Annotated in this window: 27 protein-coding genes and 1 tRNA gene; 13 read left to right on the plus strand and 15 right to left on the minus strand. The window is 43.0% G+C overall.

The window, feature by feature from the left end:
• From larC2 to larA, 4 genes are read right to left on the minus strand one after another with little or no spacing between them, the layout of a single operon-like run.
• Positions 1-432, minus strand: coding sequence for a nickel pincer cofactor biosynthesis protein LarC2 (gene larC2, locus LC20001_RS11525; RefSeq protein ID WP_029508069.1), 432 nt, complete (start codon positions 430-432; stop codon positions 1-3).
• A gap of 32 nt (positions 433-464) precedes the next feature.
• Entirely contained in the window at positions 465-1,229 is a 765-nt protein-coding gene (gene larC, locus LC20001_RS11530; protein ID WP_099267162.1) for a nickel pincer cofactor biosynthesis protein LarC, read from the minus strand.
• 58 nt (positions 1,230-1,287) lie between these two features.
• The gene (gene larB / locus LC20001_RS11535) at positions 1,288-2,031 is read right to left on the minus strand and encodes a nickel pincer cofactor biosynthesis protein LarB (RefSeq protein ID WP_010011983.1); all 744 of its coding nucleotides are present in this window, start codon (positions 2,029-2,031) and stop codon (positions 1,288-1,290) included.
• Position 2,032: 1 nt separating this feature from the next.
• Positions 2,033-3,307 carry a nickel-dependent lactate racemase gene (gene larA, locus LC20001_RS11540; protein WP_010011985.1) on the minus strand — a complete coding sequence of 425 codons (1,275 nt, stop codon included), beginning with the start codon at positions 3,305-3,307 and terminating at the stop codon, positions 2,033-2,035.
• 329 nt (positions 3,308-3,636) lie between these two features.
• On the opposite strand from larA, the gene LC20001_RS11545 reads away from it, so the two are divergent.
• From LC20001_RS11545 to LC20001_RS11565, 5 genes are all read left to right on the plus strand, one after another.
• Complete coding sequence (locus LC20001_RS11545; protein WP_003679690.1) at positions 3,637-4,302, plus strand: Crp/Fnr family transcriptional regulator; 666 nt, start codon at positions 3,637-3,639, stop codon at positions 4,300-4,302.
• A 200-nt stretch (positions 4,303-4,502) separates the two neighbouring features.
• A complete protein-coding gene (cbiM, locus tag LC20001_RS11550; protein ID WP_003679691.1) occupies positions 4,503-5,462 on the plus strand; it encodes a cobalt transporter CbiM in 960 nt (319 codons plus the stop codon).
• The gene (locus tag LC20001_RS11555) at positions 5,452-6,231 is read left to right on the plus strand and encodes an energy-coupling factor transporter transmembrane component T (protein WP_010011988.1); all 780 of its coding nucleotides are present in this window, start codon (positions 5,452-5,454) and stop codon (positions 6,229-6,231) included. Before cbiM ends, LC20001_RS11555 begins: the two co-directional genes overlap by 11 nt.
• Positions 6,232-6,235: 4 nt before the next feature.
• On the plus strand, positions 6,236-6,961 hold the full coding sequence (locus LC20001_RS11560; RefSeq protein ID WP_010011989.1) for an energy-coupling factor ABC transporter ATP-binding protein: 726 nt from the start codon (positions 6,236-6,238) through the stop codon (positions 6,959-6,961).
• 119 nt (positions 6,962-7,080) lie between these two features.
• Positions 7,081-7,782, plus strand: coding sequence for a DUF554 domain-containing protein (locus LC20001_RS11565; protein WP_010011990.1), 702 nt, complete (start codon positions 7,081-7,083; stop codon positions 7,780-7,782).
• Between the two features lie 36 nt (positions 7,783-7,818).
• Here the strand turns inward: LC20001_RS11565 and LC20001_RS11570 are convergent, their stop codons facing one another.
• Positions 7,819-8,628, minus strand: coding sequence for a GNAT family N-acetyltransferase (locus tag LC20001_RS11570; protein ID WP_010011991.1), 810 nt, complete (start codon positions 8,626-8,628; stop codon positions 7,819-7,821).
• Positions 8,629-8,722: 94 nt separating this feature from the next.
• Between LC20001_RS11570 and LC20001_RS11575 the strand changes: the two genes are divergently transcribed.
• A complete protein-coding gene (locus tag LC20001_RS11575) occupies positions 8,723-9,586 on the plus strand; it encodes a helix-turn-helix domain-containing protein (RefSeq protein WP_010011992.1) in 864 nt (287 codons plus the stop codon).
• A gap of 29 nt (positions 9,587-9,615) precedes the next feature.
• Here LC20001_RS11575 and LC20001_RS11580 read toward each other — a convergent pair whose 3' ends face one another.
• From LC20001_RS11580 to LC20001_RS14440, 3 genes are read right to left on the minus strand one after another with little or no spacing between them, the layout of a single operon-like run.
• Complete coding sequence (locus LC20001_RS11580) at positions 9,616-10,299, minus strand: CPBP family intramembrane glutamic endopeptidase (RefSeq protein ID WP_056943266.1); 684 nt, start codon at positions 10,297-10,299, stop codon at positions 9,616-9,618.
• Positions 10,300-10,336: 37 nt separating this feature from the next.
• Entirely contained in the window at positions 10,337-10,873 is a 537-nt protein-coding gene (locus LC20001_RS11585; RefSeq protein ID WP_010011996.1) for a CPBP family intramembrane glutamic endopeptidase, read from the minus strand.
• Positions 10,874-10,900: 27 nt separating this feature from the next.
• Positions 10,901-11,062, minus strand: coding sequence for a hypothetical protein (locus LC20001_RS14440; protein WP_010011997.1), 162 nt, complete (start codon positions 11,060-11,062; stop codon positions 10,901-10,903).
• 409 nt (positions 11,063-11,471) lie between these two features.
• On the opposite strand from LC20001_RS14440, the gene LC20001_RS11590 reads away from it, so the two are divergent.
• Positions 11,472-12,422 carry a TerC/Alx family metal homeostasis membrane protein gene (locus tag LC20001_RS11590; protein ID WP_010011998.1) on the plus strand — a complete coding sequence of 317 codons (951 nt, stop codon included), beginning with the start codon at positions 11,472-11,474 and terminating at the stop codon, positions 12,420-12,422.
• Between the two features lie 173 nt (positions 12,423-12,595).
• On the opposite strand, the gene fba is transcribed toward LC20001_RS11590, so the two are convergent.
• From fba to LC20001_RS11615, 5 genes are all read right to left on the minus strand, one after another.
• The gene (gene fba, locus LC20001_RS11595) at positions 12,596-13,477 is read right to left on the minus strand and encodes a class II fructose-1,6-bisphosphate aldolase (protein WP_010011999.1); all 882 of its coding nucleotides are present in this window, start codon (positions 13,475-13,477) and stop codon (positions 12,596-12,598) included.
• Positions 13,478-13,793: 316 nt separating this feature from the next.
• Positions 13,794-14,276 carry a GNAT family N-acetyltransferase gene (locus tag LC20001_RS11600; RefSeq protein WP_010012001.1) on the minus strand — a complete coding sequence of 161 codons (483 nt, stop codon included), beginning with the start codon at positions 14,274-14,276 and terminating at the stop codon, positions 13,794-13,796.
• 45 nt (positions 14,277-14,321) lie between these two features.
• Positions 14,322-15,272, minus strand: coding sequence for an NAD(P)-dependent oxidoreductase (locus LC20001_RS11605; protein WP_010012002.1), 951 nt, complete (start codon positions 15,270-15,272; stop codon positions 14,322-14,324).
• A gap of 393 nt (positions 15,273-15,665) precedes the next feature.
• Positions 15,666-15,854, minus strand: a complete 189-nt coding sequence (locus tag LC20001_RS11610; protein WP_010012003.1) for a hypothetical protein — start codon at positions 15,852-15,854, stop codon at positions 15,666-15,668.
• Between the two features lie 88 nt (positions 15,855-15,942).
• Positions 15,943-16,015 (minus strand) — tRNA-Asn (locus LC20001_RS11615).
• A 283-nt stretch (positions 16,016-16,298) separates the two neighbouring features.
• On the opposite strand from LC20001_RS11615, the gene LC20001_RS11620 reads away from it, so the two are divergent.
• From LC20001_RS11620 to LC20001_RS11640, 5 genes are all read left to right on the plus strand, one after another.
• Positions 16,299-16,742, plus strand: a complete 444-nt coding sequence (locus LC20001_RS11620; protein WP_010012004.1) for an Lrp/AsnC family transcriptional regulator — start codon at positions 16,299-16,301, stop codon at positions 16,740-16,742.
• A 3-nt stretch (positions 16,743-16,745) separates the two neighbouring features.
• The gene (locus LC20001_RS11625; RefSeq protein ID WP_010012005.1) at positions 16,746-17,039 is read left to right on the plus strand and encodes a MazG-like family protein; all 294 of its coding nucleotides are present in this window, start codon (positions 16,746-16,748) and stop codon (positions 17,037-17,039) included.
• A gap of 273 nt (positions 17,040-17,312) precedes the next feature.
• Positions 17,313-17,990, plus strand: coding sequence for a type 1 glutamine amidotransferase (locus LC20001_RS11630; protein WP_003679643.1), 678 nt, complete (start codon positions 17,313-17,315; stop codon positions 17,988-17,990).
• Positions 17,991-18,069: 79 nt separating this feature from the next.
• Entirely contained in the window at positions 18,070-18,759 is a 690-nt protein-coding gene (locus LC20001_RS11635) for a zinc metallopeptidase (protein ID WP_003679645.1), read from the plus strand.
• Positions 18,760-19,267: 508 nt separating this feature from the next.
• A complete protein-coding gene (locus LC20001_RS11640; protein WP_010012007.1) occupies positions 19,268-20,809 on the plus strand; it encodes a helix-turn-helix domain-containing protein in 1,542 nt (513 codons plus the stop codon).
• A 321-nt stretch (positions 20,810-21,130) separates the two neighbouring features.
• On the opposite strand, the gene LC20001_RS11645 is transcribed toward LC20001_RS11640, so the two are convergent.
• On the minus strand, positions 21,131-22,051 hold the full coding sequence (locus LC20001_RS11645) for an aldo/keto reductase (RefSeq protein ID WP_010012009.1): 921 nt from the start codon (positions 22,049-22,051) through the stop codon (positions 21,131-21,133).
• A gap of 153 nt (positions 22,052-22,204) precedes the next feature.
• On the opposite strand from LC20001_RS11645, the gene LC20001_RS11650 reads away from it, so the two are divergent.
• The gene (locus LC20001_RS11650) at positions 22,205-23,629 is read left to right on the plus strand and encodes a gamma-glutamylcysteine synthetase (RefSeq protein ID WP_056943267.1); all 1,425 of its coding nucleotides are present in this window, start codon (positions 22,205-22,207) and stop codon (positions 23,627-23,629) included.
• A gap of 56 nt (positions 23,630-23,685) precedes the next feature.
• On the opposite strand, the gene LC20001_RS11655 is transcribed toward LC20001_RS11650, so the two are convergent.
• Complete coding sequence (locus LC20001_RS11655) at positions 23,686-25,836, minus strand: TcaA 3rd/4th domain-containing protein (protein WP_010012012.1); 2,151 nt, start codon at positions 25,834-25,836, stop codon at positions 23,686-23,688.

Here is a 25,836-nt window from a genome sequence, read left to right on the forward strand (position 1 = left end):
TTACACTTCCTTCTCTCTAACTTGTTGCCAAGCCGCTTGATAAACGGCCATTAATGGAACGTGGTGTTGTTGCGCTAACTGAGCACAATCCGCATATTCTGGTGTCCGTTTCACGATCGCACCATAGGTCGCCACCTTGATCTGTACGGTCCCATATTGGGTGGTAACTTGTTCAAAATGGCGTTGCATCACTGTCCGCTGCCAAGTTTGATAACGCACTCCAATCGTGCTGGTATGAGCTAAAAGTAGCTGTACAAATTGTTCGCGTGCTGTAGCAGCGACTAAGACAGATAATTTGGTGGCTGGCCGATTTTTCTTCATTTGGATCGGCGTAAAATAAACATCCAAAGCGCCGGCAGCCAACAATAATTGCATGACGTAACCAAGCGTTTCACCAGTTTGATCGTCTAAGTTAGCTTCCAGTAACACCACTTGGTCAGCCGTCTTAGTTACGACATGCTGACTTAGTTTTTTTTTTCGAATAAAATAGCGCGTAACGCATTGAAACCGCCAGTATCTCGTTTGCCAAAACCGTAACCGATCTGTAGCGGTGTCGCCGTTTCAGGTAATGGACCAAATTCGTCAACTAATACTTTAACTAAGCCCATCCCCGTTGGCGTGATCAATTCAGTGTGGACTTCAGGCCGCGCCTTGATCGGAATCGCTGTACCGACGCGCATCTGCATCACTGCCGGCACAGGTACCGGCATTTGACCATGAGCAACCTGAATAAAACCACTACCATCCGCCAAAGCGGAGCACTTAACGGTATCGACTTGTAACATTTCTAAAGCGATACAACAGCCGACAATATCGACGATCGAATCTAGTGCGCCAACTTCATGAAAATGAACTTCACTTAATGGCAAATGATGAACCACCGCTTCCGCCGCGGCGATCTCATTAAACACTGCACTGGCGTTTGCTTTGACATTTTCTGATAATTCACTTTGCGTGATCCAATCAAGAATTTCTTGTAAATGACGGCCGTGATGATGGTGGTGATCTTCAACGAAACCATGATCTTTTTCATGGGGTAAGACCACATCAAAATTAGTGCCGTAAATGCTGCTTTTAGCTTCGCGCTTTTGGCTCAACGTATAGCCATTCACACCTAGCTTAGCCAGTTCTTGCTGCAATTGTTCAAAATCAACGCCGAGGTCCAGCAAAGCACCGATAAACATATCGCCGCTGATCCCAGAAAAAGCGTCTAAATATAATGTTCGCATTTTATTATGTCCTCTATCTCACTTAATCAGGCAAAAATCGCCAAGTTGAAACATAGCGCTATAAATGATTGATCATGCTGGCTGAATAGGCTGCGCCAAAGCCGTTGTCGACGTTGACCACTGTAATACCCGATGCGCAGCTGTTTAGCATCGTCAATAGCGCCGTTAGTCCTTGAAAATTCGTGCCGTAGCCAACGCTGGTAGGTACGGCGATCAACGGTTTATCGATCAAACCACCGACCACACTAGCCAGCGCCCCTTCCATCCCTGCAATGACGATCACGACTTTGGCGCCGCAAATCACATCCAGCCGATTAAATAACCGCTGAATACCGGCCACACCCACATCGTAGATCCGTTCTACGCGATTGCCATACGTTTCCGCTGTAATAGCAGCTTCTTCGGCAACTGGTATATCAGAAGTTCCTGCAGTCACTACGGCAATATAGCTTTCTGTAGCCGGTAACGCCGGACCTAAGACCGCGCAGCGCGCATCTGCGTAGTAAGTGACTTGTGGTAAAGCTGCTTGAACGGCATGAAATTTTTCGGCTGACAAACGGGTGATCAAAATCGGTTGTGCCTGTTGCTGCAAGGTTTGGGCGATACCGATGATCTGAGCAGCCGTTTTACCGGCACCATAGATCACTTCGGGAAAACCATTGCGTTGTTGGCGATCAAGGTCAACTTGGGCAAAGCCGATATCCGCGACCGACTGTTGCTGCAATTGGCGATGCGCTTTTTCCGGCGATACTTGACCTGTAGCGACTTGCTGCAACAAAACTTGTAAGTCTGTCTGTGCCATTTTATTTTACGATCACGCCAAGGCCATCAGGGATCACAACGACTTTAGCATCCTTACCTTCGCGTTTATAGGCACTAGCCAGTGCGTCATCCAACGAAGTTGCCAATTCCATATGCATATCAGTGATCAATTTCGGATCAACTAGATCAGAAACAAAGATCACATGATGATGGACCAAAATACGGGCAAAAATTTGCGCTGTCCATTGATCAGGAATCGTTTTTAACCGTGGGGTATTGATGGCTTGATCTAAAAAGTCTTTCGGATCGGCAACATCGGCGAGATTATGATAAAAGCCTTCGCCACCGTGGCCGTCGCGAGAGCCGGCCACCATAATGATCGTGCCGCCTTCTTTGTTAGTCGCTTCGGCAGCAGTCATTCCTTTAACCGCTTGATAGATATTTTGATCTAGGGGAAAGCCACCGTTTGTTGAGATCGCAATGTCGCAATCGATTTTGTTAACGCTAGATAACTCTTTAACAAAATCACACCCAACTTTGTGGGCCGCTTCCATGTCACCAGCAAATGAACCGATAATTTTCTTATCTTCATCCAGCACAACGTTGATGATAAAGGCTAATTTAGCCGTCCGTGCGGCGTAAACCATATCCTTATGGATCGGATTGTGCATTAAATTACCCGTCCGTGCTTTGCTTGAGTTAATGAATTCACCAGAATGATTGGCCATGATCGTTTTATAAGAGGCGATCCCTGGCAAAACTGATTTGCGTCCGCCAGAAAAACCAGCAAAGAAATGCGATTCAATAAAGCCTTCAGAAATCAGCAGATCAGCTTCAGCAGCGACTTTATTAATGATACAGTCGCCGCCAGACGGCAGCTGGCCAATTTTGACCATTGAACTGTCATCGGTGGATACGTGCATCACGATTTCTTCATTAGCGACGATTGCTTCACCATATTTGTTAACTAATTCTTCATGTGTCGATGGTCGATGGAAGCCAGTCGCCACCAAAATGCGGACCCGTGCATCAGGAGCAACGCTGCGTAACCGGCGCAATAAAATCGGTGTAATAATATGCGAGGGTACTGGCCGCGTATGATCAGAACTAATGATGACAATATTATGCTTGCCCTTGGCTAGTTCTTCCAAACTCGCTGAACCAATCGGATGATCCAACGATTTTTCAACCGTCTCCTGTTCTGTAAAATCATTATGGTATGTCGCCGCCTTAGAAACGAGCTTACCCGCAAAATTTTCATCAGCAATTTTCGCAGTAACCGTCGTCTTATCGTAAGGCAAATCAATAGCTACCATAGCGTGACATCCTCTTTCTCTTATGTATTTTTTATCTGCACGTTCTTATACTAAACCAGCTTCAACATTGATTTAGCACAATCATGTTTGGAAAAACAGCTTTCTACGCCTAGCTTAATAAGTGAGTGCTTTTTCAAACACACTCCAGTTATACGCATCTTTTTTTGGCTTGTCTGCCACGTTTAGCATTTTCAAAGTAGGTTAACAAATGTATACTTTAAATGCTGTCGCTAATTTTTACTAAAAGACTATGATACATTAAGTAATTGTAATTTTGGCGGCACAGCGAATCTGTATTTACCAAAACTTACATGAAAGAATGAAGACGAATGGTATTGACCGATATTGAGTATTTAATCAGCTATCTAGAAGCCCATAACGTGCCGAAAATTCACAAAAAACGACATACTTATCTCACTTATCACGGGCTTTCTGAACACTACACTTACATTTTGAAACAAGGCATCATCAAGAACAGCATCATCCTGCAAGATGGCCGTGAATTTAATCTATCTTACATCGCCAAACCTGATGTGATCTCATTGTTGCGCGATGAAGTGTCAAAATTCACCTCACAACCGTTCAACGTGCGCATCGAATCAGATGAAGCAACCTTTTACCAGATCGACCGCGTAACTTTCTGGAAGTACGTCAACGCGACCCCTGAGTTGCAGAATTACATCAAAAATTACTATCGAAAAAAATTATCGGAAAATATTTTCCGACTACAACGGATGGTAATGAACGGTAAAAAAGGCGCCGTCTGTGCGTTCATTTACAGCTTGATCGACTTATTTGGTCGGCAGATCTCCGAAGGTATTTTGATTGACTTCACGGTTACTAACGACGATATTGCCGGCTTCTGTGGCATCAGCTCGCGTAGTAGTGTTAACCGAATGTTGAACGAATTAAAACAAGACGGAGCACTGACTACCCGCGACCGTAAATTTATCATCACCGATATTAGTTATTTGATCGATCATATCGCTAATTAGTTGCGTTTGATGTTCACTGGTGCCTTAGCCTTTATAATTAATTTGGTTTAACCCTTTATTTAACTTCTTAGTTTAGGTTCTATACTAGTCTCGTTTGAACAGAGTAATAGTGCCAAACTTTTTTGTTACCTGGTGTAACACCTTTTAGGTGAGTACAGGCACCAACCGATCCACATCATCTCGAAAAAAGGAGCCCAATCATGCACATTCCTGATAACTATTTAAGTCCGGTAACCTGTGGCGTTATGCTAACAGCAATGGCGCCGATCTGGACGGTTTCTATTCTAAAAGTTAAGGCGCAGATCAAAACGAAAAAAGAAACGGTGCCGCTGATCGGCGTCGCGGCCGCGTTAGCTTTTTTGATCATGATGTTTAACTTGCCAATTCCTGGCGGCACCACGGCGCATGCCGTTGGGGGCACCTTGCTAGCTGTCTTATTGGGCCCTTGGGCGGCGTGTTTGGCGCTGTCGCTGACCTTATTACTACAAGCGTTATTGTTCGGTGACGGCGGCGTATTAGCCTTTGGCGCCAATGCCTTCAATATGGCGGTGATCATGCCGTTTGTTGGTTATGCTTGTTACCAAATCGGCCGCCGCTTACACCATGAAAAAATCGGTTTGGCCGTCGGTGCCTATATGGGTATCAATTTAGCGGCATTAATGGCTGGTGTTGAACTAGGATTGCAGCCTCTACTGTTTCACAGTGCTAACGGAGCGCCACTTTATTGTCCCTACGGTTTGCAAGTCACGATTCCGGCTATGTTAGCCGCACATCTACTAGTTGCTGGCTGGGTAGAAGCCTTGTTTAGCGTACTTGTTTATCAGTTCATCAAAAAAGCTGCGCCGAGCACCTTGTACCAAGCACCGAGCGCCTCAACCTCGTTTAAAATTTTCTACGGCTTATTACTCGGGCTGATCGTACTTTCGCCACTGGGCTTGTTGGCTTCCGGCACCGCTTGGGGCGAATGGAATACCCGCGAGTTGAGTCAACGATTACAGGCAGCTGCGCCAACCGGTATGACCCACGGCGTGCATTTTAACGCTTTATTCAGTGACTACGCGATCCACGGCCTCAGTTTACCGTTAGGCTACATTTTATCGGCGGCAACGGCTGTATTGATTTTTACCCTGCTAATACGGGTGGTGCAACATGACCGCTAAATTACCGGCTTGGCTAACCGACGATATGCCACTACCAACCGTCAAAAAGCAGCACCACTTTTTAGCGCAAAATATTCGCCACCTCGAACAGTTATTGCAACATTTCAGCCAAGCAACTGAACAAGCACGACCACAATTGAAACATTATTGGCCACCACAGATTAAGTTGCTGACAACTTTAGGGGTGGTTTTACTTTTATCCTTAAATCAAAATCCGTTGCTACTGTGGTTGATTTTATTAGTCGAACTTGGATTACTTTTATTCTTACCTAATTTTTATTTAAGGCAAATTTTAAGGCAGGCATTAATTAGTAGTGGTGTGGCGTTATTTTTGATCTTACCTAGCCTGTTATTGACAATGCCTGCCAGTGTCGTCGTATTTAGTTTAAAAACCAGCTTGATCCTATTGACATTAACTTATTACCGCGCCACCAGCACCTTTAGCCAAGTGGTACAGGCACTCAAGCAGCTCCACTGCCCCAATGGCTTAATTTTCGTCATTGATATTACCTTGACCTACTTGAAAATGCTGGCTGAGTTTTTACTTGGGCTACTGCAAGCGGTCAGTTTACGTACCGTTGGCCCAACCGCTCATCCCTATCGAATGATCGGCTTATTGTTCGGTACTCTCTATTTAAAAACCCGCGATTATGCGCTAGCACTTTACGCGGCAATGGAGGCGCGCGGCTTTATCGGCGACTATCCAGCAACGCCCCACACAACTAAAAAACGGCGTGGCCACCGTTACTTATTCTTACGAGGAAGATGATCTGATGCTCAACTTGCAACACATTAGCTACGCTTATCCCACCGGCACCGGTTTGACTGATATTGAGCTGCAAATCAATGCCGGTGAATTCATTTGTTTCATGGGTCCCAACGGTTCCGGAAAATCTACTTTATTTAATCTTTTAAGCGGACTAAAAACCGCCACCGCTGGCCACTATTATTTCAACCAAACGTTGATCGACGCTGCCTATTTAAAAAACGCCCAGCAACGGCAAGCCTTTCATCAACAAATCGGCTTTGTCTTCCAAAATAGTGACGTGCAACTATTTAATTTGACCGTCGCTGATGAAGTGGCTTTCGGTCTGCGCCAACTGCCACTCGCACCGGATGTAATCGAACAACGGGTCAACGATTGCTTAGCGCTCACTGGATGCACCAATCTGCATGACCGTGTACCCTACCATTTATCTGGCGGTGAAAAAAAACGTGTAGCTCTAGCAAGTGTGTTAGCCTTAAATCCCAGTGTTTTGATCCTAGACGAACCACTTAACGGCTTGACCCCCGCGGCACAGCAGCAGATACTCGATTTATTGACCCAGTTACAACAAGCCGGTAAAACGATTTTATTAGCCAGTCATGACTACGCACAGATCAAAAACATTGCCCAACGCTTTATCATTTTCAATGAGCAGCACCAAATCGCCTACGACATGGACCGTGCCAGCCTCGCCAGCCAGCCACAGTTACAAGCTGAATTAGCCTTATTGTAAAAATAGGTGTAACCAAGTGTACTTAGCACTTAGTTACGCCTATTTACATTTAAGCTATTTGTTATTTCATCATTTTATGATACGATTTTAATAATTATCATTTAATGGGGATGGCAAATATGATTTTATTAGGTTCGGTGGTCAATAGTTTAGCAATCATCGGTGGTAGCTTGCTGGGCACCATTTTGCGCAATATTAGTGAACAAACTAAGGATACCGTCACTAAAGGTATCGGCCTCGGCGTGATTGCGCTGGGATTGCAAATGGCGGTCAAAACTGATTCCTTCACTTTGATCATTATCAGTCTCTGCTTAGGTGCCATGGTTGGCGAAGGGCTAAAAATTGAGACTGGTATGAATCGATTTGGGTTATTTTTGCAAAAGCATTTCGCCAAAACTAACGGCAACTTTGCTGAAGGGTTTGTCACTAGTACCTTGATTTTTGTCATCGGCTCAATGGGTATCATCGGTGCCATCCAAAGTGGGGTCTCCGGCAATCACCAAACCTTATATACCAAAGCCGTTATGGATGGTTTTATGGCAATCATGCTAACGGCATCACTAGGTTTAGGTGTACTTTTTTCCAGCTTGCCTGTGTTTATTTATCAAGGCTTGATCACCCTATTAGCCAGCGTGTTAGTCAGTTACGTGCCACACACACTATTAACGATTTTAATGGCCGGTATCAGTCAGATTGGCGGCTTGCTGATCGTCGCCATTGGCTTAAATATTATTAAATTGACCAAGATTCGTGTATCTAACTTTCTACCTAGCTTAGTGATCCTCGTGCTGTTCCTAACTTTAAAATATCTCTATTTCTAAAAAAACGAGTTATCCACTGTGGACAACTCGTTTTTTTTACCATTGTCGCGGTTGTGTAAAACCGTTGGCATCCTGTTGAAAACTTAGCTGTGGATAATATGTCATGGCCGCCGGCGCAGCCAATAATACTAAACTGATCTGTGATCCTAGATCACAGCGAATCTGGGCAAGCAGTTGCCGACCGATACCCTGGCGCTGAAATGACTTCGCCACTGCTAAATCAGCAATATAACCAACGTACGCACCATCAGTAAAACCGCGCGCAATACCTACTAATTCAGTCCCTTGCCATGCTGTATAGATAAAAGTAGCGTTATTCAGCATTCGTTGCAGCCGACCTAGATCATAGATAGGCCGCCTTAATCCAGCTGCTTGAAAAACTTGCGCCAATTGTTGCCCGCTAATTTTTGCCTGTGCGGTCACCGTAATACTAGACAACTTATTCACAGACAATTGGATTGCCCGTGGCAGTCGAAAAAGATGATCACAGGCTGTGAAACCGACTTGTGGATAATAAGTTTTAGCTGTGGGCGCTGCGCGTAATGTAATCGTCACTCGACACCCTAAATAGTCGTGACCAATTTTTAACAAGTGGCGCCCGATACCTTGTCGCTGATAGGCAGGCAAAACCGCTAAGTCCGATAAATAAGCACTGTATTCAAAATCAGTCAAATAGCGAGCAAAACCGATCAGCTGCTTTCCCTGCCATGCGCTGACGGTCAACGGTGTTTGTGCCAGCATTGTTGCTAGCCGCAGCGTAGTCAAATCTTTATCAAAAGCAGTCGCCTGGTAGATCGTCTTGATGGCAGCAACCGTCATTGTCGCATTTATTTTATACACAAGCATTATAACCTCGCCCTCTTTCATAACCAAAGTTTAACTTTAATCACAGTTTGCGCTAAACTTATGTTACTTATTTCGACAAAGCTGGTGATAACTAATGCAAACAATTGGTGCTGTCCTACGCAGCTTGCGCCAAGATAAAGGCTTGACCCAAGCTCAATTAGCTCACGGGATCATGTCGCGGTCCCATCTCTCTGAATTAGAACATCAAAATTACTATCCGACTTATGACAAATTTTTACGCTTGGTCAACCGTTTAGGCCTATCCCTAGATGAGTTTCAACGCGAATTAACATTACAACAGGAAAACGAAGCCGATTACTATGCCCACCGCAGCAATGACCTAGTCAATCAATGTGATTTCATCGGCTTGGCGAATTTTTTAAAAACTGAATTTACTGTTGAAATTGCACAACGTTCACTTTATCTACAACACAAGCGCCTTACCTTATTAGGTGAATTAGAATTCCATCAGCAAGCCGGCCAGATCGATCATGCCAAATATCGATCGCTCTTCACCTATCTGCTTAACACAGCACACTGGCATGAATATGAGATTCGCCTATTGACCAACAGTATTTTTCTAGCTGAGTATCCACTAGCTAAAACACTGGGCAATAAAATGAGTAAAAAAATCGCTAGCCACGAGCTTTATGGCCGCGAGAAGAATATTCCGATCTTGTTCAATAATTTAGCTGAACTGGCACTACAAAATAATGACCCGCACCAGGCGGTCATTTACTGCGATTTAGCGCAACATTTTGCGCATCAAATGAATGACTTATACAATCAATTATTAGCCACAATCAACCGCTCACTGGCCGCCGCAATTTTGACCCAACAAGCAGATAGCCACTTGGCTACCAACCTAACCATCCTTCAAGAATTCGGTTATCCCCAAGTTTATCAACATTACCAACAACTAATTCAGCAGTTACACGTGCCGCAGCCAAAAAAATAAAAAGTTACCCACAATTGTGAGTAACTTTTTTAAATTCCAAAAAATGCCAGGATGAATAATAGTAATGCACTTAAAAACTGGATAAAGTCGAACAGAAAATGGGTTAGAATATTTTGCCAAATATTGCGCGACCAATAATAAATCAGTGCGTACCAGGCGCCAACCGCCATATACGGGATCATCGCCACAATATTACCGTCAAAATTATTCCAATGGACTAACCCGAATAAGATTGCTGACAAAACAAACATCAACCACGTTAACACACCCCGATTACGCCACTGATAAAACAGCGCATGGCGGAAAATAATTTCTTCAGTAAATGGCGCCATTAGAACGGTTAGGCTGGCGATCAGTGTCACCGTCGCCGTTTGTACACTTAACACATCCGGGACACCACTACTGGACAGCCATGGTTTCAACAAACTACGTACCAACAGTAAAATTGCGTATGAAGCGATCACGCCACCGACGGCCTTGATGAAATTGACGAACCAATGTTTTTTAAATTCTCGCCAATCCGCTCGCAGCACTGAACGGTACAACCAAATTGCGCCACAAAAACCAGCAAAGAAAATCACATCCGTGATCAGTACCCGACCCAGGCGGTGAGCAAACAATTGCGGGACGAAGGAACCGAGCCATAATTCCACTGGCGGAATCAAGCAAGCTAATCCCGTAGCGATTAAGTCAATGCGGGGGCGTGGCACCATATTTTTCCGCGCAAACTGTGGTCGTTCGTGGGCAAAGTTAAGTCGCGGCGCTTTTTTTTCGTAATAGATACAGGCCGAGGCCGGTAAAAAAGATCAAGTAGAGGCTACTAGTCAGCAGACTAGTGCCAACGGTGTTGCTCAAAGTGCCAAATGCCAGTTGGTCAAAAATATCGATCAGCGCGTGGCCAATGATCGGCAGCCAGAGGTTATGCGTCAGTAAATAGATCACTGCGAAGAAAAAACCAAGTCCAAACGCACTCAGCACTTGCGCTAGTGTATTCAGACTGTTACCGTCACTCAGATTGACTAAGTGGATCACAGCAAAGGCAGAGCCACTCAACGCAGCCGCCGCACCCGCGCCGGAGTGCAAATGATCAGTCAAAAAGTTGACCACTAGTCCGCGGAACACATATTCTTCGACAAACCCAACGGCACCGCCAAGGGCAATTGCCGTTAAAATTGCGGTGAAGCTAAAGTTGAACCGCGGCTTTAATGTCGCATCACCCAGTAAAACCACCAACACGGGTAAAATATAAAGCAGTTGGTGCGGCTTGAATTGCCGGTTCAGGCGCACCTTTAAATAATAGCGATTGATCAGTACTCAGAAAAATAACGTCACTAACTCGCTTAAAAATTGCTGTGCCGGCGCTAATGATAACGAAAATAAGTTAAAAACTAAGCTGACGAGCACGCCGGCAATCGTCAAATTAAATAAAGCCAGAAACACGATTCCGCCAATAAATAGGGGTATATTTCGGCGCATTTTGACCACTCCATTCTCAATAAATGCCAAACTTTCATTTTGAACTATAGCAGAATAAACGGCTTTTTCCAACTATCGACAACTGAACAACTGTCGTTGAATCAACTAGTTGCTCCCAACGAATAGCTTTTCTGAAAATAATTTAAAAAAGTAGTATAAGTTTTTGCTTTTATCTAGTATAATCAGCTTACCGGTAAATTATGCAGGCAAAAATATAATTGTGGCCTACACAATTAGCGAGTGTCAAAACAGACTTTAGCTTTCTTTGATACCTGCTAACTACAAAAATTTAATTCATCAAGCTCTAACCGCAACTGAATAGTGTCTCGCCACTATTTTATGCCTACCCATTATCTTATCGAAGACAACGCAGCAGACATTTGATAGTCATCTCAAGGAGGAACCCTATTTGGAAGTTAGTATTGGTTATTGGATCGGATTTTTCGTTTTTATTATTGTGATGTTGGCCTTGGATCTAGGTGTTTTCCACCGGACCAATGAAGCACCGACGATCAAGTCATCCCTATTATGGAGTGCATTTTGGATCGGCTTGGCTTTTATTTTCGCCGGTGGGATCTGGGTTTTAGCTGGCGGCAACCACGCGCTCGATTTCGTCACCGCCTATCTACTAGAAAAGTCGTTGAGTATTGATAATATCTTTATCTTCATTTTAGTCTTCAACTTTTTCAAGATCGACGCTAAGTACCAGCACCGGCTGTTGTTCTGGGGCGTTTTTGGCGCCTTAGTCATGCGCGTCCTATTCATTTTTGCCGGGGTCGTGCTACTGGATAAATTTAAATGGTTGATGGTCGTTTTCGGTCTTTTCCTTGTCGTTACCGGTATTAAAATGCTATTCGAAAAGGAAGAATCTGGCGACCTAAACAATAATTTCATTATTAAAACGCTCCGCCGGCTCTTCCCGTTCAAAGAAGATGCATCCGTGGCTAAGTTTTTCGTTAAGATTGACGGTAAACGGTTTGCCACACAATTTTTGATCGCGCTACTCTTTATCGAAGCCTCTGATCTAATTTTTGCGGTCGATTCAATTCCGGCAGTCCTCTCGGTTTCGCAAAATAGCTTCATTGTTGTGACTTCAAATATTTTTGCGATCATGGGGCTGCGTTCACTGTATTTTGCGGTCAGCGGCATTTTACCGCTTTTCCGCTATATCAAGTATGCCTTAGCCGCGATCTTAGCCTTTATCGGCTTCAAGATGGTGCTCAACGAAGCGGCCCACTATTTCGACTTTAACTTGCATATCTCCAATATTAGTTCATTAGTAGTGATTATCGGTTTGATCACATTATCGATCGTCGCTTCGATCATTGCCGATCGGGCAATGCAACGTAAACGGCTATAAAATTAGCGCGAGTGTGACCGACTTTTATGTGCTATCACATATTTTAACGATCTTGTTTGGTAATGTAGAAGAAGGCGTTGGACATAAATGATGTCACAACGCCTTTTTTGCACCAAAAAAAGACCAACTCAATCTAAACCGAGTTGGTCTTTTCACATTAACAGAAAGTTAAATTAGATTTCTTCTGGAACCAATTTAACAGGTTTTGTACCCATCCAGCCAATGATTTCTTTAACAGTATCTTCGATAGCTTTTGTACCTGGTGCCAATAATTTACGAGGATCAAAGCCTTTACCTTCTTGGTCTTTGCCAGCTTCGATGTATTCACGAGTAGCTTTAGCAAAGGCTAATTGGCATTCAGTGTTGATGTTCAATTTAGCAACACCCATTGAGATAGCTTTTTCAACTTGTTCTTGAGGAATACCTGAACCACCATGCAATACAAGTGGTTGTTCGATAACGTCAGCTAATTCTTGCAAACGGTCGAAGTGTAGACCTTTCCAATTAGCTGGGTATTGGCCATGGATATTACCAATGCCGGCAGCCAAGAAGTCGATGCCAGTTGCAGCTAATTGTTTAGCTTCTTCAACATCAGCTAATTCACCTTCACCAACGATACCGTCTTCTTCACCACCGATTGAACCTACTTCGGCTTCAACGGAGATACCTTTAGCATGTGCTAAAGCAACGATTTCCTTAGTCTTTTCCAAGTTTTCAGCAAATGGTAAATCATGGCCGTCGAACATAACGGAGTTGTAGCCAGCAGCGATAGCAGCTTTAGCAGCTTCGTAGTTACCATGGTCTAAATGCATTACAACAGGAACTGTGATGTTCATGCTCTTGATTGTTGCTTCAACAAGTTGTTGGCAAAGTTCATAACCACCCATGTACTTTGCAGCGCCCATTGAAGTTTGGATCAATACAGGAACGTTTAATTCTTGAGCAGCACCTAAGATAGCGCGAGTCCATTCCAAGTTGTTCGTGTTGAATGCACCGATAGCATAATGACCCTTACGAGCAGCAGCAAACAGTTCAGTACCATGTACTAATGACATAAATATTAGTCCTCCTAAATTGTATTACAACGATCAATACAGATCCCAAACGATGACTCATTCTGAATATAGCTAAAAATAACTAAGTCGAAATAATAACCGTCGAAATCACGTTTAATCAAGTTGTACATTTACTGCTTTATTCTACCACATATTCAAAAATAATGGGACTACTTTTTCTGAAAAATTAGGGTTGCTTTTCAGAATGGCAATGTAATCGCTACCGCTAGATTTACGGACGTACAACGCCACGATAATGGTGCCACAATAGAAGACTAAATAATAAAATACTGCCGCGCCGCCCAAAGCCAACTAGTCAATCCGTAAACTCACGCACATACCAAGTATCGCAAGCACTGTGCTCACTACCCGCTAATGGCGCCGTTAATTGGCGAAAATCGTAACGATGATATAGCTGATTAGCCGCCTGCAACACCGCAAAAGTTTCCAAATAAAGCTGCTGGTAGTGCTGTTGCGCAAAGCCAAGCGTCTGCTGCATCAGCTGATGAGCCAACCCACGACCACGAAATTCAGGTGCTATATACAACTTTTGTAGTTCAGCGATTCCTTTAGCTGCATTAAACACACCGACGCCAGCGCCGCCAGCCACTTTACCGGTAGCATCAACTAAGACCCAGTATTGACTATTTGGTAGCTGCGCATAATATTCAGCTAAACGGTCAAGCTGTGGGTCAAAATAAGCTGTGCCGGGTAAGTTTAGTTGGTAGTCGGCTAGTGCCTGCTGAATGATCGTTTTGATCTGCTGATCATCAGTTGATTGGATCGGCCGTAATTGCATTCTGATCAGACCTTTTCTAATTGATTTTCCATCAGAATACTATCCCTAATAACCGCGGTCAAGCTCAACTTGATTTTGCGCCAACTGTCCCTGCGTCAAAAATGATTGTAAATTGTTCAGGAAAATTTGATTGGCGGCACGCATATAGCCATCAAAAATACCGGAAATATGCGGCATCAACAGCACATTTTTTTGTTGCCATAAAGGATGATCCGCCGGCAATGGCTCGTCTTCAAAAACGTCCAACGCCGCAAAACCGACTTGCTGCTGCAGCGCTGTTATCAGGGCGCTAGTGTCCACCGAAGGGCCACGACCGACATTCACAAAAATTGGTTGCTTCTGCAGCTGTGCAAAAAAGTCAGCATTAAAGAAATGCTTGGTCGTCGCAGTCAGCGGCATCACATTAACGATCACATCTGCCTGTCGTAAGGCTGATTTGACCGTTGCCATTGAATAAGTTGCACCAAAGTGGTCAACTGGATGGCCACTACGATTAACGCCACTGACTTGCATCCCCAACGCATTGGCTAATTCAGCGATTCGTTGGCCGATATGCCCCGTTCCATAAATCAACAACTGCTTTGCTTTCAAGGTTGTCAGTTGATGGTGTTCTGGCTTGTGCCACTGACTTTGCGTTTGCTGAACCGCCGATTCTTGCAGACCACGCACATGCATCAGCAGCATACCGATCACCGACTCAGCAATCGATTCAGCGTGAATGCCACTGGTATTAGACAATAGAATATGCTGCTGTTTAAGTTGTGCCAATGGCAATGAATCGACACCAGCGGAAATCGTTTGGATCCATTTAACTTGTTGTTGCGGCAGTGCTAATACTTTGCGGCCAGTTTCGTTCCAACCATAAATAATGTCAACCTGCGCCAAATCGGCAGCCGTTGCTTGATCGGCGGTCAACAAGCGAACATCAGCTGGTAATGCAGTCCGTAACTGCATCAACGCTTCATTTTGCTTCACTAAAGCTAAAATTGTTGTCATCTTCAACACCTCACTATTAGATTAATTATACCGCGAAATGCGCTAGCATGTGGCCGGAAAGGTCCAGCTAAACTAGCGCTAAAAACTAATATTATCCGTTGCCAAACACATTACCGACTACTTTAGTATTTTCTTTACCTAGGCTTCAAAATTATATACCGAAACCATCATAATTTCTTCACAATTATTCGGTATAGTTGTCAATGTAGATAAGCGAAGCGCTTTAGCCAATCAAATTTGATTCACTTTAGCGAAACGCGTATCTATACCCAACAACCAGATAACCCTAACTTTTTCATTCTCCTCCAAAGTATGAAAAAAGAGATTACGCCCTCCCAACGTAATCTCACCCCAACTCCTTTTTGCCACCGGTCACCCAGCCGGTGGCTTTTGTTATTTCCGCAATAATGCGCCGATCACGATTGCACAAAACATCGCTGCTGCTGCCGAATAAAGTGCATAGCGACTGACTAGTGGTCCACGCTCTTGATCATGGCGAACTAACAAGTAAATCCGATAAATAACTAACCCAACCACCATAACTAAGGCCAAATAAAATAAAGCTACGAATAATGTGATCATCGCAAACGCTCCTTGAATTAAATCTCATTTAATTTATTATCCCAGAAAAACAAAAAAAGACCAGTAGTCATCACTACTGATCTAAAAACTCCGGCTGTCGGACTCGAACCAACGACATTCTGATTAACAGTCAGACGCTCTACCAACTGAGCTAAGCCGGAATAACAGAAACTAGTATATCTATTTAAAATTAGAATTTAGCTTGATTTTGATTATATTTTTTTAAGAAAATATGCTTATCAAGCTAAGAAAATGACTCCTTTAACGTGCACTGCACAATCACTTTCTATATGTTATAAGATATCACACTTAGCTTTTTTTGTGGTATAATGCGGCTAAGTTCTTATTTTCATCTATTTTTTCTAGGTGTATTTTAGCTTTAATAACTAAAGTGTTGTGTTTTTTTCTTTATCATAAATCAAGTTCTAATTTGGAGGGTTATCTATGGATGCAACGGATCGGAAAATATTGAATCTTTTACAAGAAAATGCCCGTACCTCACTAAAAGATCTCGCTCAACAAGCGTTCATCTCAGCGCCTACTGCTGCGACACGTTTAAATCATTTAGAACAAACACTACTGCACGGTTATCAAGCTCAAGTCGATTACAAAGCACTAGGATATGTAATAAAAGCTTACGTTAGTCTAGACTTATCACCAACCGAAAAGCCTGAGTTTTATCGATTTGTTGCTGGTACACCCAACGTTTTGGAATGCGACTGCATCACTGGCCAATATTCAATGATCATGAAAGTCATCTATCGTTCGACTGAAGAACTAGACGATTTCATCAATCACTTACAACAATTTGGCCGTACCACTACCCAAATTGTTTTTTCCAACGTTGTCGCCGATCGTGGCATGCAAATCGAAGATCAGGAACATTAATTCATGGATAATCTATGGCAAACGATCAAGCAACTTTCGCAACAAGAACCAAAAACATTGGAGCAACAAGCCATTAAATTAAGTGAGGAAGTGGGCGAAGCAGCTGAGGCCCTACTTTCAATGGAAGGCGTTTCTGGCGATGGCTACAAACAGTTATCTGTCGCCGATACCAAAGAAGAATATGTCGATGTGCTACTAGTCACTTTTGCCTTACTGGAAAAACTAGGTACTACCGACGCTGAACTAGCCGATCTACTGCAGCGCAAACTGGCTAAATGGCAGGACAAACAGGTCTAAACCGTTGTTCACCACTGCAACTTATGCTATGCTTTTTGTTGAATTAAGTGACCTGCGGACAGCAAATAAGCACCTCGCAGCAATGGCACAGCGCCGTGACATCAAAGCTGATTAGCGCTTCTTGCTAATCAGCTACCTTAACTGTGAAGTAGAGCCATGTTTCTTGCGGCACGATTTTTGCCACAAGAATGGCCATCGTCCGTAACATCAGAGATGATTAGCGTTTTTTGCTAATCACCCACCTTAATTGTGAAGTAGAAAGGATTAAATAACATGACTAAAACAATTAAAATCGCCTATCTTTACGAGGATCTAATGAATACTTATGGCGATAGTGGTGACGTTAAGATTCTTAGCTACTTACTTAAGCAGCAAGGCTTCACCACTCAAGTTGATGATGTTAGTATCGATACACCTGAATTTAACGCGCAAGACTACGATTTTCTCTTCTTCGGCGGTGGTCAGGACTTCGAACAAACCGTCGTTGCTAAAGATTTGTTACGCCATAAGCAAACAATTGCTGACTACATCGAAGCAAGCAAACCAATGCTAGCAATTTGTGGGGGTTACCAACTGCTAGGTGATTACTATGAAATCAGTGATGGCACAGTCATCAAAGGGTTAGGCATTCTCCCCTTACACACTATATTCAAAGCTGACGCCCGAATGATCGGTGATACTGAATTTGAAACAGAATGGGGCACCGTTAAGGCTTTTGAAAATCATAGCGGCCGCACTTATTTTGATGACCCGGAAAAATTAAAGCCTCTGGGAAAAATGGTCACTGGTTATGGTAATAATCCCGATGATGGTGTTGAAGGGATGCGCTATAAAGGAACGATCGGTAGTTATTCTCACGGTCCGTTACTAAAAAACGTTAATGTTGCGCAGGCATTAGTTAAACAGATCATTGCTAATCACGAAGCGCGTTTAGCTGCAGAACCAGTTTAATCCGCCTTGAGACTGAGTACTTTTCACTTCGATTTTGACATAATAGTCTCACTATCACTCTGAAAGGTCGTGACTGGGTATGTTTTTTTGGGACCCCACCTATATTTTAGTTATCATTGGCCTGTTGATTTCAATGGCCGCTTCTGCCTATGTTAACCGTACGTTCCGCCGATATGATACCGTCCGCAGTCGTAGTGGTGTGACTGGAACCGACGCGGCTCGCTACATTCTGCAGCAATCAGGGATCAACGACGTCGCTGTCCAAGAAATTTCCGGTGATCTAACCGATAATTACAACGGTCAGACGAAGATCCTTAGTTTATCCAACTCAACCGCACAGTCTACGTCCGTAGCCGCGATTGGTGTGGCGGCTCACGAATGTGGCCACGCAGTTCAAGATCAGCGCAACTATATTCCTATGCGGATTCGTACTGCAATCGTACCTGCAGCTAATATTGGCTCTACGCTATCGTTTCCCTTAATTTTGCTAGGTGTAATTCTAGGGATGAACCATACGTTGATCAATATTGGTATCGCCGCGTTCTCCTTAGCGTTATTGTTCCAAGTAGTCACCTTGCCAGTTGAATTCAACGCTTCACGTCGTGCGATTCGGATTCTTGCTTCCGGCGGTATTCTCGCCGCAGACGAAGTCCCAATGGTTCGCCGTGTATTAACTGCTGCCGCCTTAACTTACGTTGCAGCAGCTTTATCCACCTTCCTACAATTATTGCGCCTAATCATTCTTTTCGGCAACAATGATCGCGATTAAAACTTAAATACACATTTTTGACGCTGTTCATACTTTTATGAATAGCGTCTTTTTATTTTCCCGAATATTAATTAATCAGCCAGTAATTAAATTCGTATTTTTCATTAGATTTTTCAAAATAAATAAATTATTATCCTTTGTAGCAATTAAAGTTCATCATTAATAATACTAAATTAAACTTATTTTCTATGCGCTTTTTAAGTCGATATTAATTAAATGGCCTCCAATCTAATCGGTCAAATATGATCAACTTTTTTGACTCTATTAGACCAAACAGCAATTAATTTCCCGATTTAATTAAATAAATGCAAAAAATTATTATTAATTTTATTTAGTTTTGACTGGAATTTTCTCTCAATAAAGTGTTATTATTTTGTATGTGGTTTACAATTATTTTAGAAGATTATTAAAACATGTTTTGTAAAAGAAAAAGTTACTTAATCAATTTAATTGATTTAATATATCCAGTCGCGCTCAAGTTTATTTATTATTGGAGGAAATGATAACTATGGACTTTGAACAAATGATGCTAAACGATCGGGCTTATCAATATTTTCGGATTTATAGTACGCTGATTTCAATGCGTGCGAGGGTTTATTCGATTAATGACATTGCTCAACGTGTCGACCTACCTTACCCTAAGGCTTACAAATTAACTCAAGGTTTGGTTGATGAATTAGCCCTGATCGATCCTAAAGCAGATTCATTGATTGCTGACAATGGTAGCTTAGATACAACTAATTTAACGGTTGACCTTAACACCTTACGTTATCATCTAATCTCTAATCAGCTACCTTACCAAGCCATCTATTACTTGATCACCGAAGACGAACCATCGATCGATGATTTCTGTAAACGCTATGAAACAAGTCGGGCAACTGTTTTTCGTAAAATCAAGCCTTTAAATGACCAATTACACAACTTTGGCTTACATTTTACCTTTAGTCATATGAATATTGTTGGTGACGAACGTAAGACAATTCTCTTCTTGTTCTGTATTTTCCGTTTAGCCACTGAAGGCGTGATCTGGCCATTTGGCGAACATCTCCAAACGATTGCACTTAAAGTTCGGGATCAATTTATGACCCGGATACAAGTTCCCAGTGAGTGGGAAAATTCTGATGTTTTCCCATTAATTTTAGCAATTGCCAGCTTACGGATGCGTCAGGGTAATTATGTAGAAGACGACGAACGCTATAAGATCTTGATAGACAACAATGAAAATTACGATCCACGTTTATTGGATTCTGAATTGATTTCCCAGCGTCATTATCCCGACCTGACCAATGATCGAAAACAGGCAATGTTGCACTTTGGCTACCAATTATTGAACATCTTGCCTGTTTTCCGGAAAGTAGATCGTTATTTACAGACCACATTAGATTATTGCTACAGTCGGAATAATATTGTTTGGCAATTTGCTACTGAATTTCTTAATTACATGCAGGAAAAAAGCTTTAGGATGCCTAACCGTTTAGTACTCGATAAAGTTCTGGTAGGTAACGTGATCAATGTTGCCTTAACAGGGTACGTATTTGACGGGGTTATGCCAACTTTATCGATCATCGCCAATTCTGAACGTAATATTTTAACTGGCGGCTACGATTATGCTGATCTCTATCATGAAATCGGTACTTATATCGACAACTTACCTGAAAAATACGCTGACTTCCATGGTGATCGTGAACAGATGGTACAATCCTTATATCATCTGTTATTACCGGTCTATGCTGAATACAAAGAAGAATATCATATCCGGGTTGGCTTAATGGTACCAGGAGATAGCATGCTTTATCGGCGTTACCTAGATCTTTATAGTGGTTTTAACTACATCGATATTGAACCTTATGATGCCACTGACTTTGCTGACTATGATCTGATCTTCACTTCATCGATCTCCTTCTATCTTGACGTCAAGAATCATGCAGATAAGCGGGTTTGCTATTTCCATCAAGGCTCCGCTGAATCAGAAATTTCACCACTATTGACAGCGCGTGAATACTACCTCAAGAAATTCCCAACGTTACCACAAATCGGTGCCATTTATTAAAAAAATAACTAATAAAAAAGCATTTGGAAAATAACTCCAAATGCTTTTTTGCACTTCCGAAAAATATAGTTAAAACGTATGACATAAGGTAACTTTTTTCGCTTGTCATGTTTCAACTTGGCGGTTTTCGCCTTGTTATGTTTCCTACGATACGATTTTCGCCACGGGAATAGTCACTGTCGCTCGTTCTTGGCGATACTTTTGATAAGTATTGAATATTGAACTTGTCTGTAAACAACGCTTACTTCCCGTTGTCGATTGGACTTACTACTGTGAAGTAGTAGCTGAGCACCTTATGTCATAGTCTCTTTTTTGCGTTATTTATGGCAAATTATTACCCGCAGCTAAGTAAACGTCATACCATTCTTGATGCGTTAACTTAACATCAGCACCAGCTGCCATTTGCGCGATACGTTCTTGATTCATGCTGCCAAGAATCACTTGCATCTGCGCGGGATGACGCAAGATCCATGCAACAGCGATCCCATTTTTAGTCACATGATACTTATCTGCTAATTTTTGTAGCTCGTCGTTTAATTCCTGGAACTTAGGATTATCAATGAAGACCCCTTCGAAGAAACCATATTGGAATGGGCTCCATGCTTGGATCGTCATATCATGTAACCGTGAGTATTCAATAATACCGCCATCATGATCAACGCTCCGCGGATCTGTCATGTTAACATGTAAACCAGCATCGATTGGTCCAGTATGCATAATCCCGAATTGTAACTGATTAACGATCAGCTTTTGATTCAAGCTAGGCTGCAATAATTCTACCTGACTAGGATTCATATTGCTGACCCCGAATTGACGTACCTTACCGGCATTTTGTAATTGATCAAATACGGTAGCGATCTCTTCAGGTTCAATTAAGGCATCTGGCCGATGAAGTAATAATGAATCAACATAATCAACGCCTAAGCGCTGCAAGCTGCCATCCACCGCTTCAATTAAATGTTGCTTGGAAAAATCATAAGCATGATCTAAGATACCAACCTTAGTTTGAATTAAAATATCTTCGCGCTTAATGCTTGATTGCCGTAAAGCCCGACCAAAACGTGCTTCACATTCACCTTTACCATACATATCAGCGTTATCAAAGAAATTAATGCCGCTGTTCACTGCTGTTTCCAAAACCTTTACTGCCGCAGCATCATCAGCTAAACCATTGACACGCATTAACCCTAAGGACACAGCTGACGCATTCAAGCCATTACGACCAAGATCAACAAATTTCATGTTCGCAACCTCCATCTATTTAATATACTTTCATTCTAGCATTTTACCTAACCCAACGTACTAAAACGCTGACAAACTTTTTAGTATTTAAATACCACTTTGTCTAATAAATCTGTATAATAAATTCAATCTCAAAATAAAGTGGTGATCGTTGTGCGTAATCTAATAGTAAATCCGCAGCAAATAGCCTTACTCCAACAAAGTCGTTTAGGCGTTGAAGTTGAAGAACATCGTATCAATAATTCTGGCCATCTAAGTCAAGCGCCCCACCCAACCGATTTGGGTAGTCGCCGTTTCCACCCTTACTTTCAATCTGACTTTGCCGAAAGCCAAGCTGAAATCATTACCGATCCACACACTTCAATGACAATACTTAGCCAGCAACTCGCAACTTTACAAGCAATTTTTACTCACGCTTTACAGCCCAATGAGTTGATCTGGCCACTTTCACTGCCGCCAGAAGTTAGCCCGGCTGACTTAACTTTTATCGCAAATAATTTTGAACGTCCAGCTTACCAAGACTACCGCGACTATTTATTAGAGAAATATGGTATCCAGCATGCGATCGCCACTGGTAGTCATGTTAGTTTTAGTTTACCGACTGCGTTACTGGCTGGGCAATCTGTCGCTGCACGCAATCAGCTTTATTTCCATATTGTGCAAAATTTCATGTTAGCCCGTTGGATATTAACTTACTTATTTGGTGCCACCCCGCAAGCTGCGCCAAATTATTTTTCTACACTACCAACTGCGTTAGCACAACCTGTTCGCAGTATTCGCAATAGTGAATATGGTTTTACTAATACCACCTCTGAAAACGTGCGTTATACGTCGCTAGCTTCCTATCTACACGATATTGACGCTGCTATTGCCACAGGCCAACTTTATTCACAGCACGAGTTCTACGGCCCTGTACGGCTAAAAAAGCAATCCAAATTAAATGATCTACTTACTGAAGGAATCGATTACTTAGAATTTCGTGTTTTTGATCTCGATCCATTTAGTGCGGATGCGATCAGTCAAACAACTTTGCGTTTTTTCAAAGTTTTTATCAGCTACTTAGCAGTACGCCCCCTACCAGATGATTTAGCGGCTGCGTTAGCCCACGCACAACAGCGTAATCGCCAAGTAGCTTTAGAAGCACCGGAGCGTCCTTCTGCTTTTACCAATGAATTGCAAGCTTGGCTACAACAACTCACCGATTTCAGTCATAGTTGGCCGACTGACTACCGGCAAGCCGTCACCATAATTGCGCAGCGGGCTAGCCAACCTGAATTAACACCCAGTGCCAGAATAATGTACGCTGCCAGTCAACAATCATTAACTGCTTTCGCCTTAGCCCAAGCCACACTACACCGACAACAGCAGCAACAGCAAATCCCCCCTGAGGCAGCACCGCTTAACGCCGATCAACAGCAGTTATTGATTGCCGCTTATCAACTAGGATTACGGGTTAAACACCGCAATACCACTATTCAACTTTGTGGGCAGCATTCAGCAGTTGAGCTGACCGAGATCCAATTAAATGGCACCAAAGCGACAACCAAGCTGCAACAACTATTTCCAGAATTACTATAAGCATCAAAAAAGAAGCTAACACCGCGATATTACGGTGTTAGCTTCTTTACTTTACCTTAATTGGCGTTATTATCAGCTATTTTCTGTTCATTATCACCAAAATCGATCACTTGCAGATTCTTTGTATCACTAGTTAAATGCGCACCAGTATAACGATAGGTTTGAACCCGTGTCTGCAAGCCTGATGTCTGCACATAGCTGGTTGTATAAGTAACTGAAAAGTCGACGGTAGTCTGATTATTCTTCGTCAAGACTTGATCAACTTGAACTTTAAAATCAGTATGGTCGATATTACTATTGCTTGCACGGGCTTGCGTAATAAACGTTGCTAACTTTTTATACGCTGCAGCGTCGGTGCCATTTTTAAAGTAAGCTGCTAAAGCAGCCGTATCATTGGCATTATTTGCATTGGTTGCACTACTAGCCGTTGTATATAAGCGAGTTAGTAGATCTTGTGCCTGTGCCGTTGTCGGTACAGTTGTAAAATCAGCCTGAATGTTCTGCTTAGCTGCTTTAGTTAGCGTCACCGCTTTAGTTTTAACGGTTTCTCCAGCAATTTTTGTTTCTAAATGTAGTTTCGAATTAGCTTCCCATGTTAAAGCAGGTAAAGTTAACTGTCCATTTTGCAACGTGCCCTTATTTTGATTATTGACGTATACAGTTGCATTGGCCACATTACTGTGTACCACCGGCGTCACGGGCTTTAACGTCAAATCGATCGTTTGTGCGTCGGCTGTTAGAAAAGTTGCATGTACCGTCCGTGATAAGGTTTTATCATCGGTTTGCGCGGTAACCTTCAGCGTATAGGTCCCGGGAATAAACGGCCCGATTTTCTGCGTTGCAGCTGGCTTCTTAGCCGTTACATTTTGCCCATCTAAATAAATCGATGGTGAAGGTAAGTCAGTGGCAATCGTCCGGTAAGTCGGAGCGATCGTCAACTGGTACGCAGTAAAAATAAAGTGATGCCCTTCTTTGACAAATCCCAGGGTACCATCCTTAGTTGCATTCGCCTTTTTCAACTGCGCTTTACTTGTTTTTAAGTATTGCGGGTTGGCTTTGGTAAAACGAATGAATGGACGACTATTACCTGGCGTCAAACGAAGATCAGCATCACTACTTGTCATGACTTGGCTCACACGGCTAGGATTATTAGTGGCGAGTACCGCAAAGGCACGATCTAACTGGGCATCCCGGCTAAAATAATGCTGGCCGAATAAAAAAGCGCCAAGTAAGATGACGATCACAATAATACCAATGATCCACCATTTACGTTTACTTTTCTTAGGTCGAATTTTTTCTGCTGATTCTGACTCAGCTTTTTCGATTGCAGGTTTAACGGGTGCTTCACTTTCACTAGTTGTTGGTTCATCAGCTTCGTCAGCCTGTTGCATGGAAGCTGCGGCCCGTTCTTCGGGCGTAACCGCTCGTGGTGCCTGATAAGGTTCATTCTCCGCGGCCGATTCTGCTGTTTTTTCATGACGCGCCATCCGCGTTGCTGGTTGTGCAGCACTGGAAGCTGTTGATTCAAGCGTAATATCATCAGGTGAAAGATGTTCCCGTGGCTGCGCGCTGTCAGTGGCTGCGCGTACTTGATCGACGATATCACTGATATCCTTCGTTTTATCGGCAATATGCGCTTCACGCCGACTCGATAATGAAGCACTGGATTGTGGCTGCGCACTAGCGGGCTGACCTAAATCATCAGGTACCAGTTGCTGTGTAGCTGCGCGCAACTTAGCAATGATCTCTTCTGGATTTTCATCTGCCTGAATTGAGGATAGAATAGCGGCCGCTGAAGCTGCGCTCTCGATCACGCGCTCATCAACATCAGGTAGCGCGCTATCTGGCGCGCTTGGTGCTGAAGTTACCGCAGATTCAGCCGAATCAGTTACTTCTGCTGATTCGGTTGATTCAGCTATCTGGCTGGTGACCGCAACACTCTTAGCAGTACTGGCTACTGCTGCTGCCGAAGGTGCGGCACTTTCAGTCGCAGCTGACGACGCTTGGGAAGTTTTTGCTGACGTTGGCGCCGGTTGCGGACGCCCTTCACGATAAGCAATCAAATCATAACCACAATTAGCACATTTTTTATCGCTGGTCATGATCGGTGCACCACAATTAGGGCAGAAAAACTCCCCAGCGCCTAAGTCCCCAAGGTCCGTCGCAAAAAGATGTGTATTCATTTTTAACTGTGACAATCGATTCAT

It is taken from the genome of Loigolactobacillus coryniformis subsp. coryniformis KCTC 3167 = DSM 20001 (genome assembly GCF_002706425.1).
GTDB lineage: Bacteria > Bacillota > Bacilli > Lactobacillales > Lactobacillaceae > Loigolactobacillus > Loigolactobacillus coryniformis.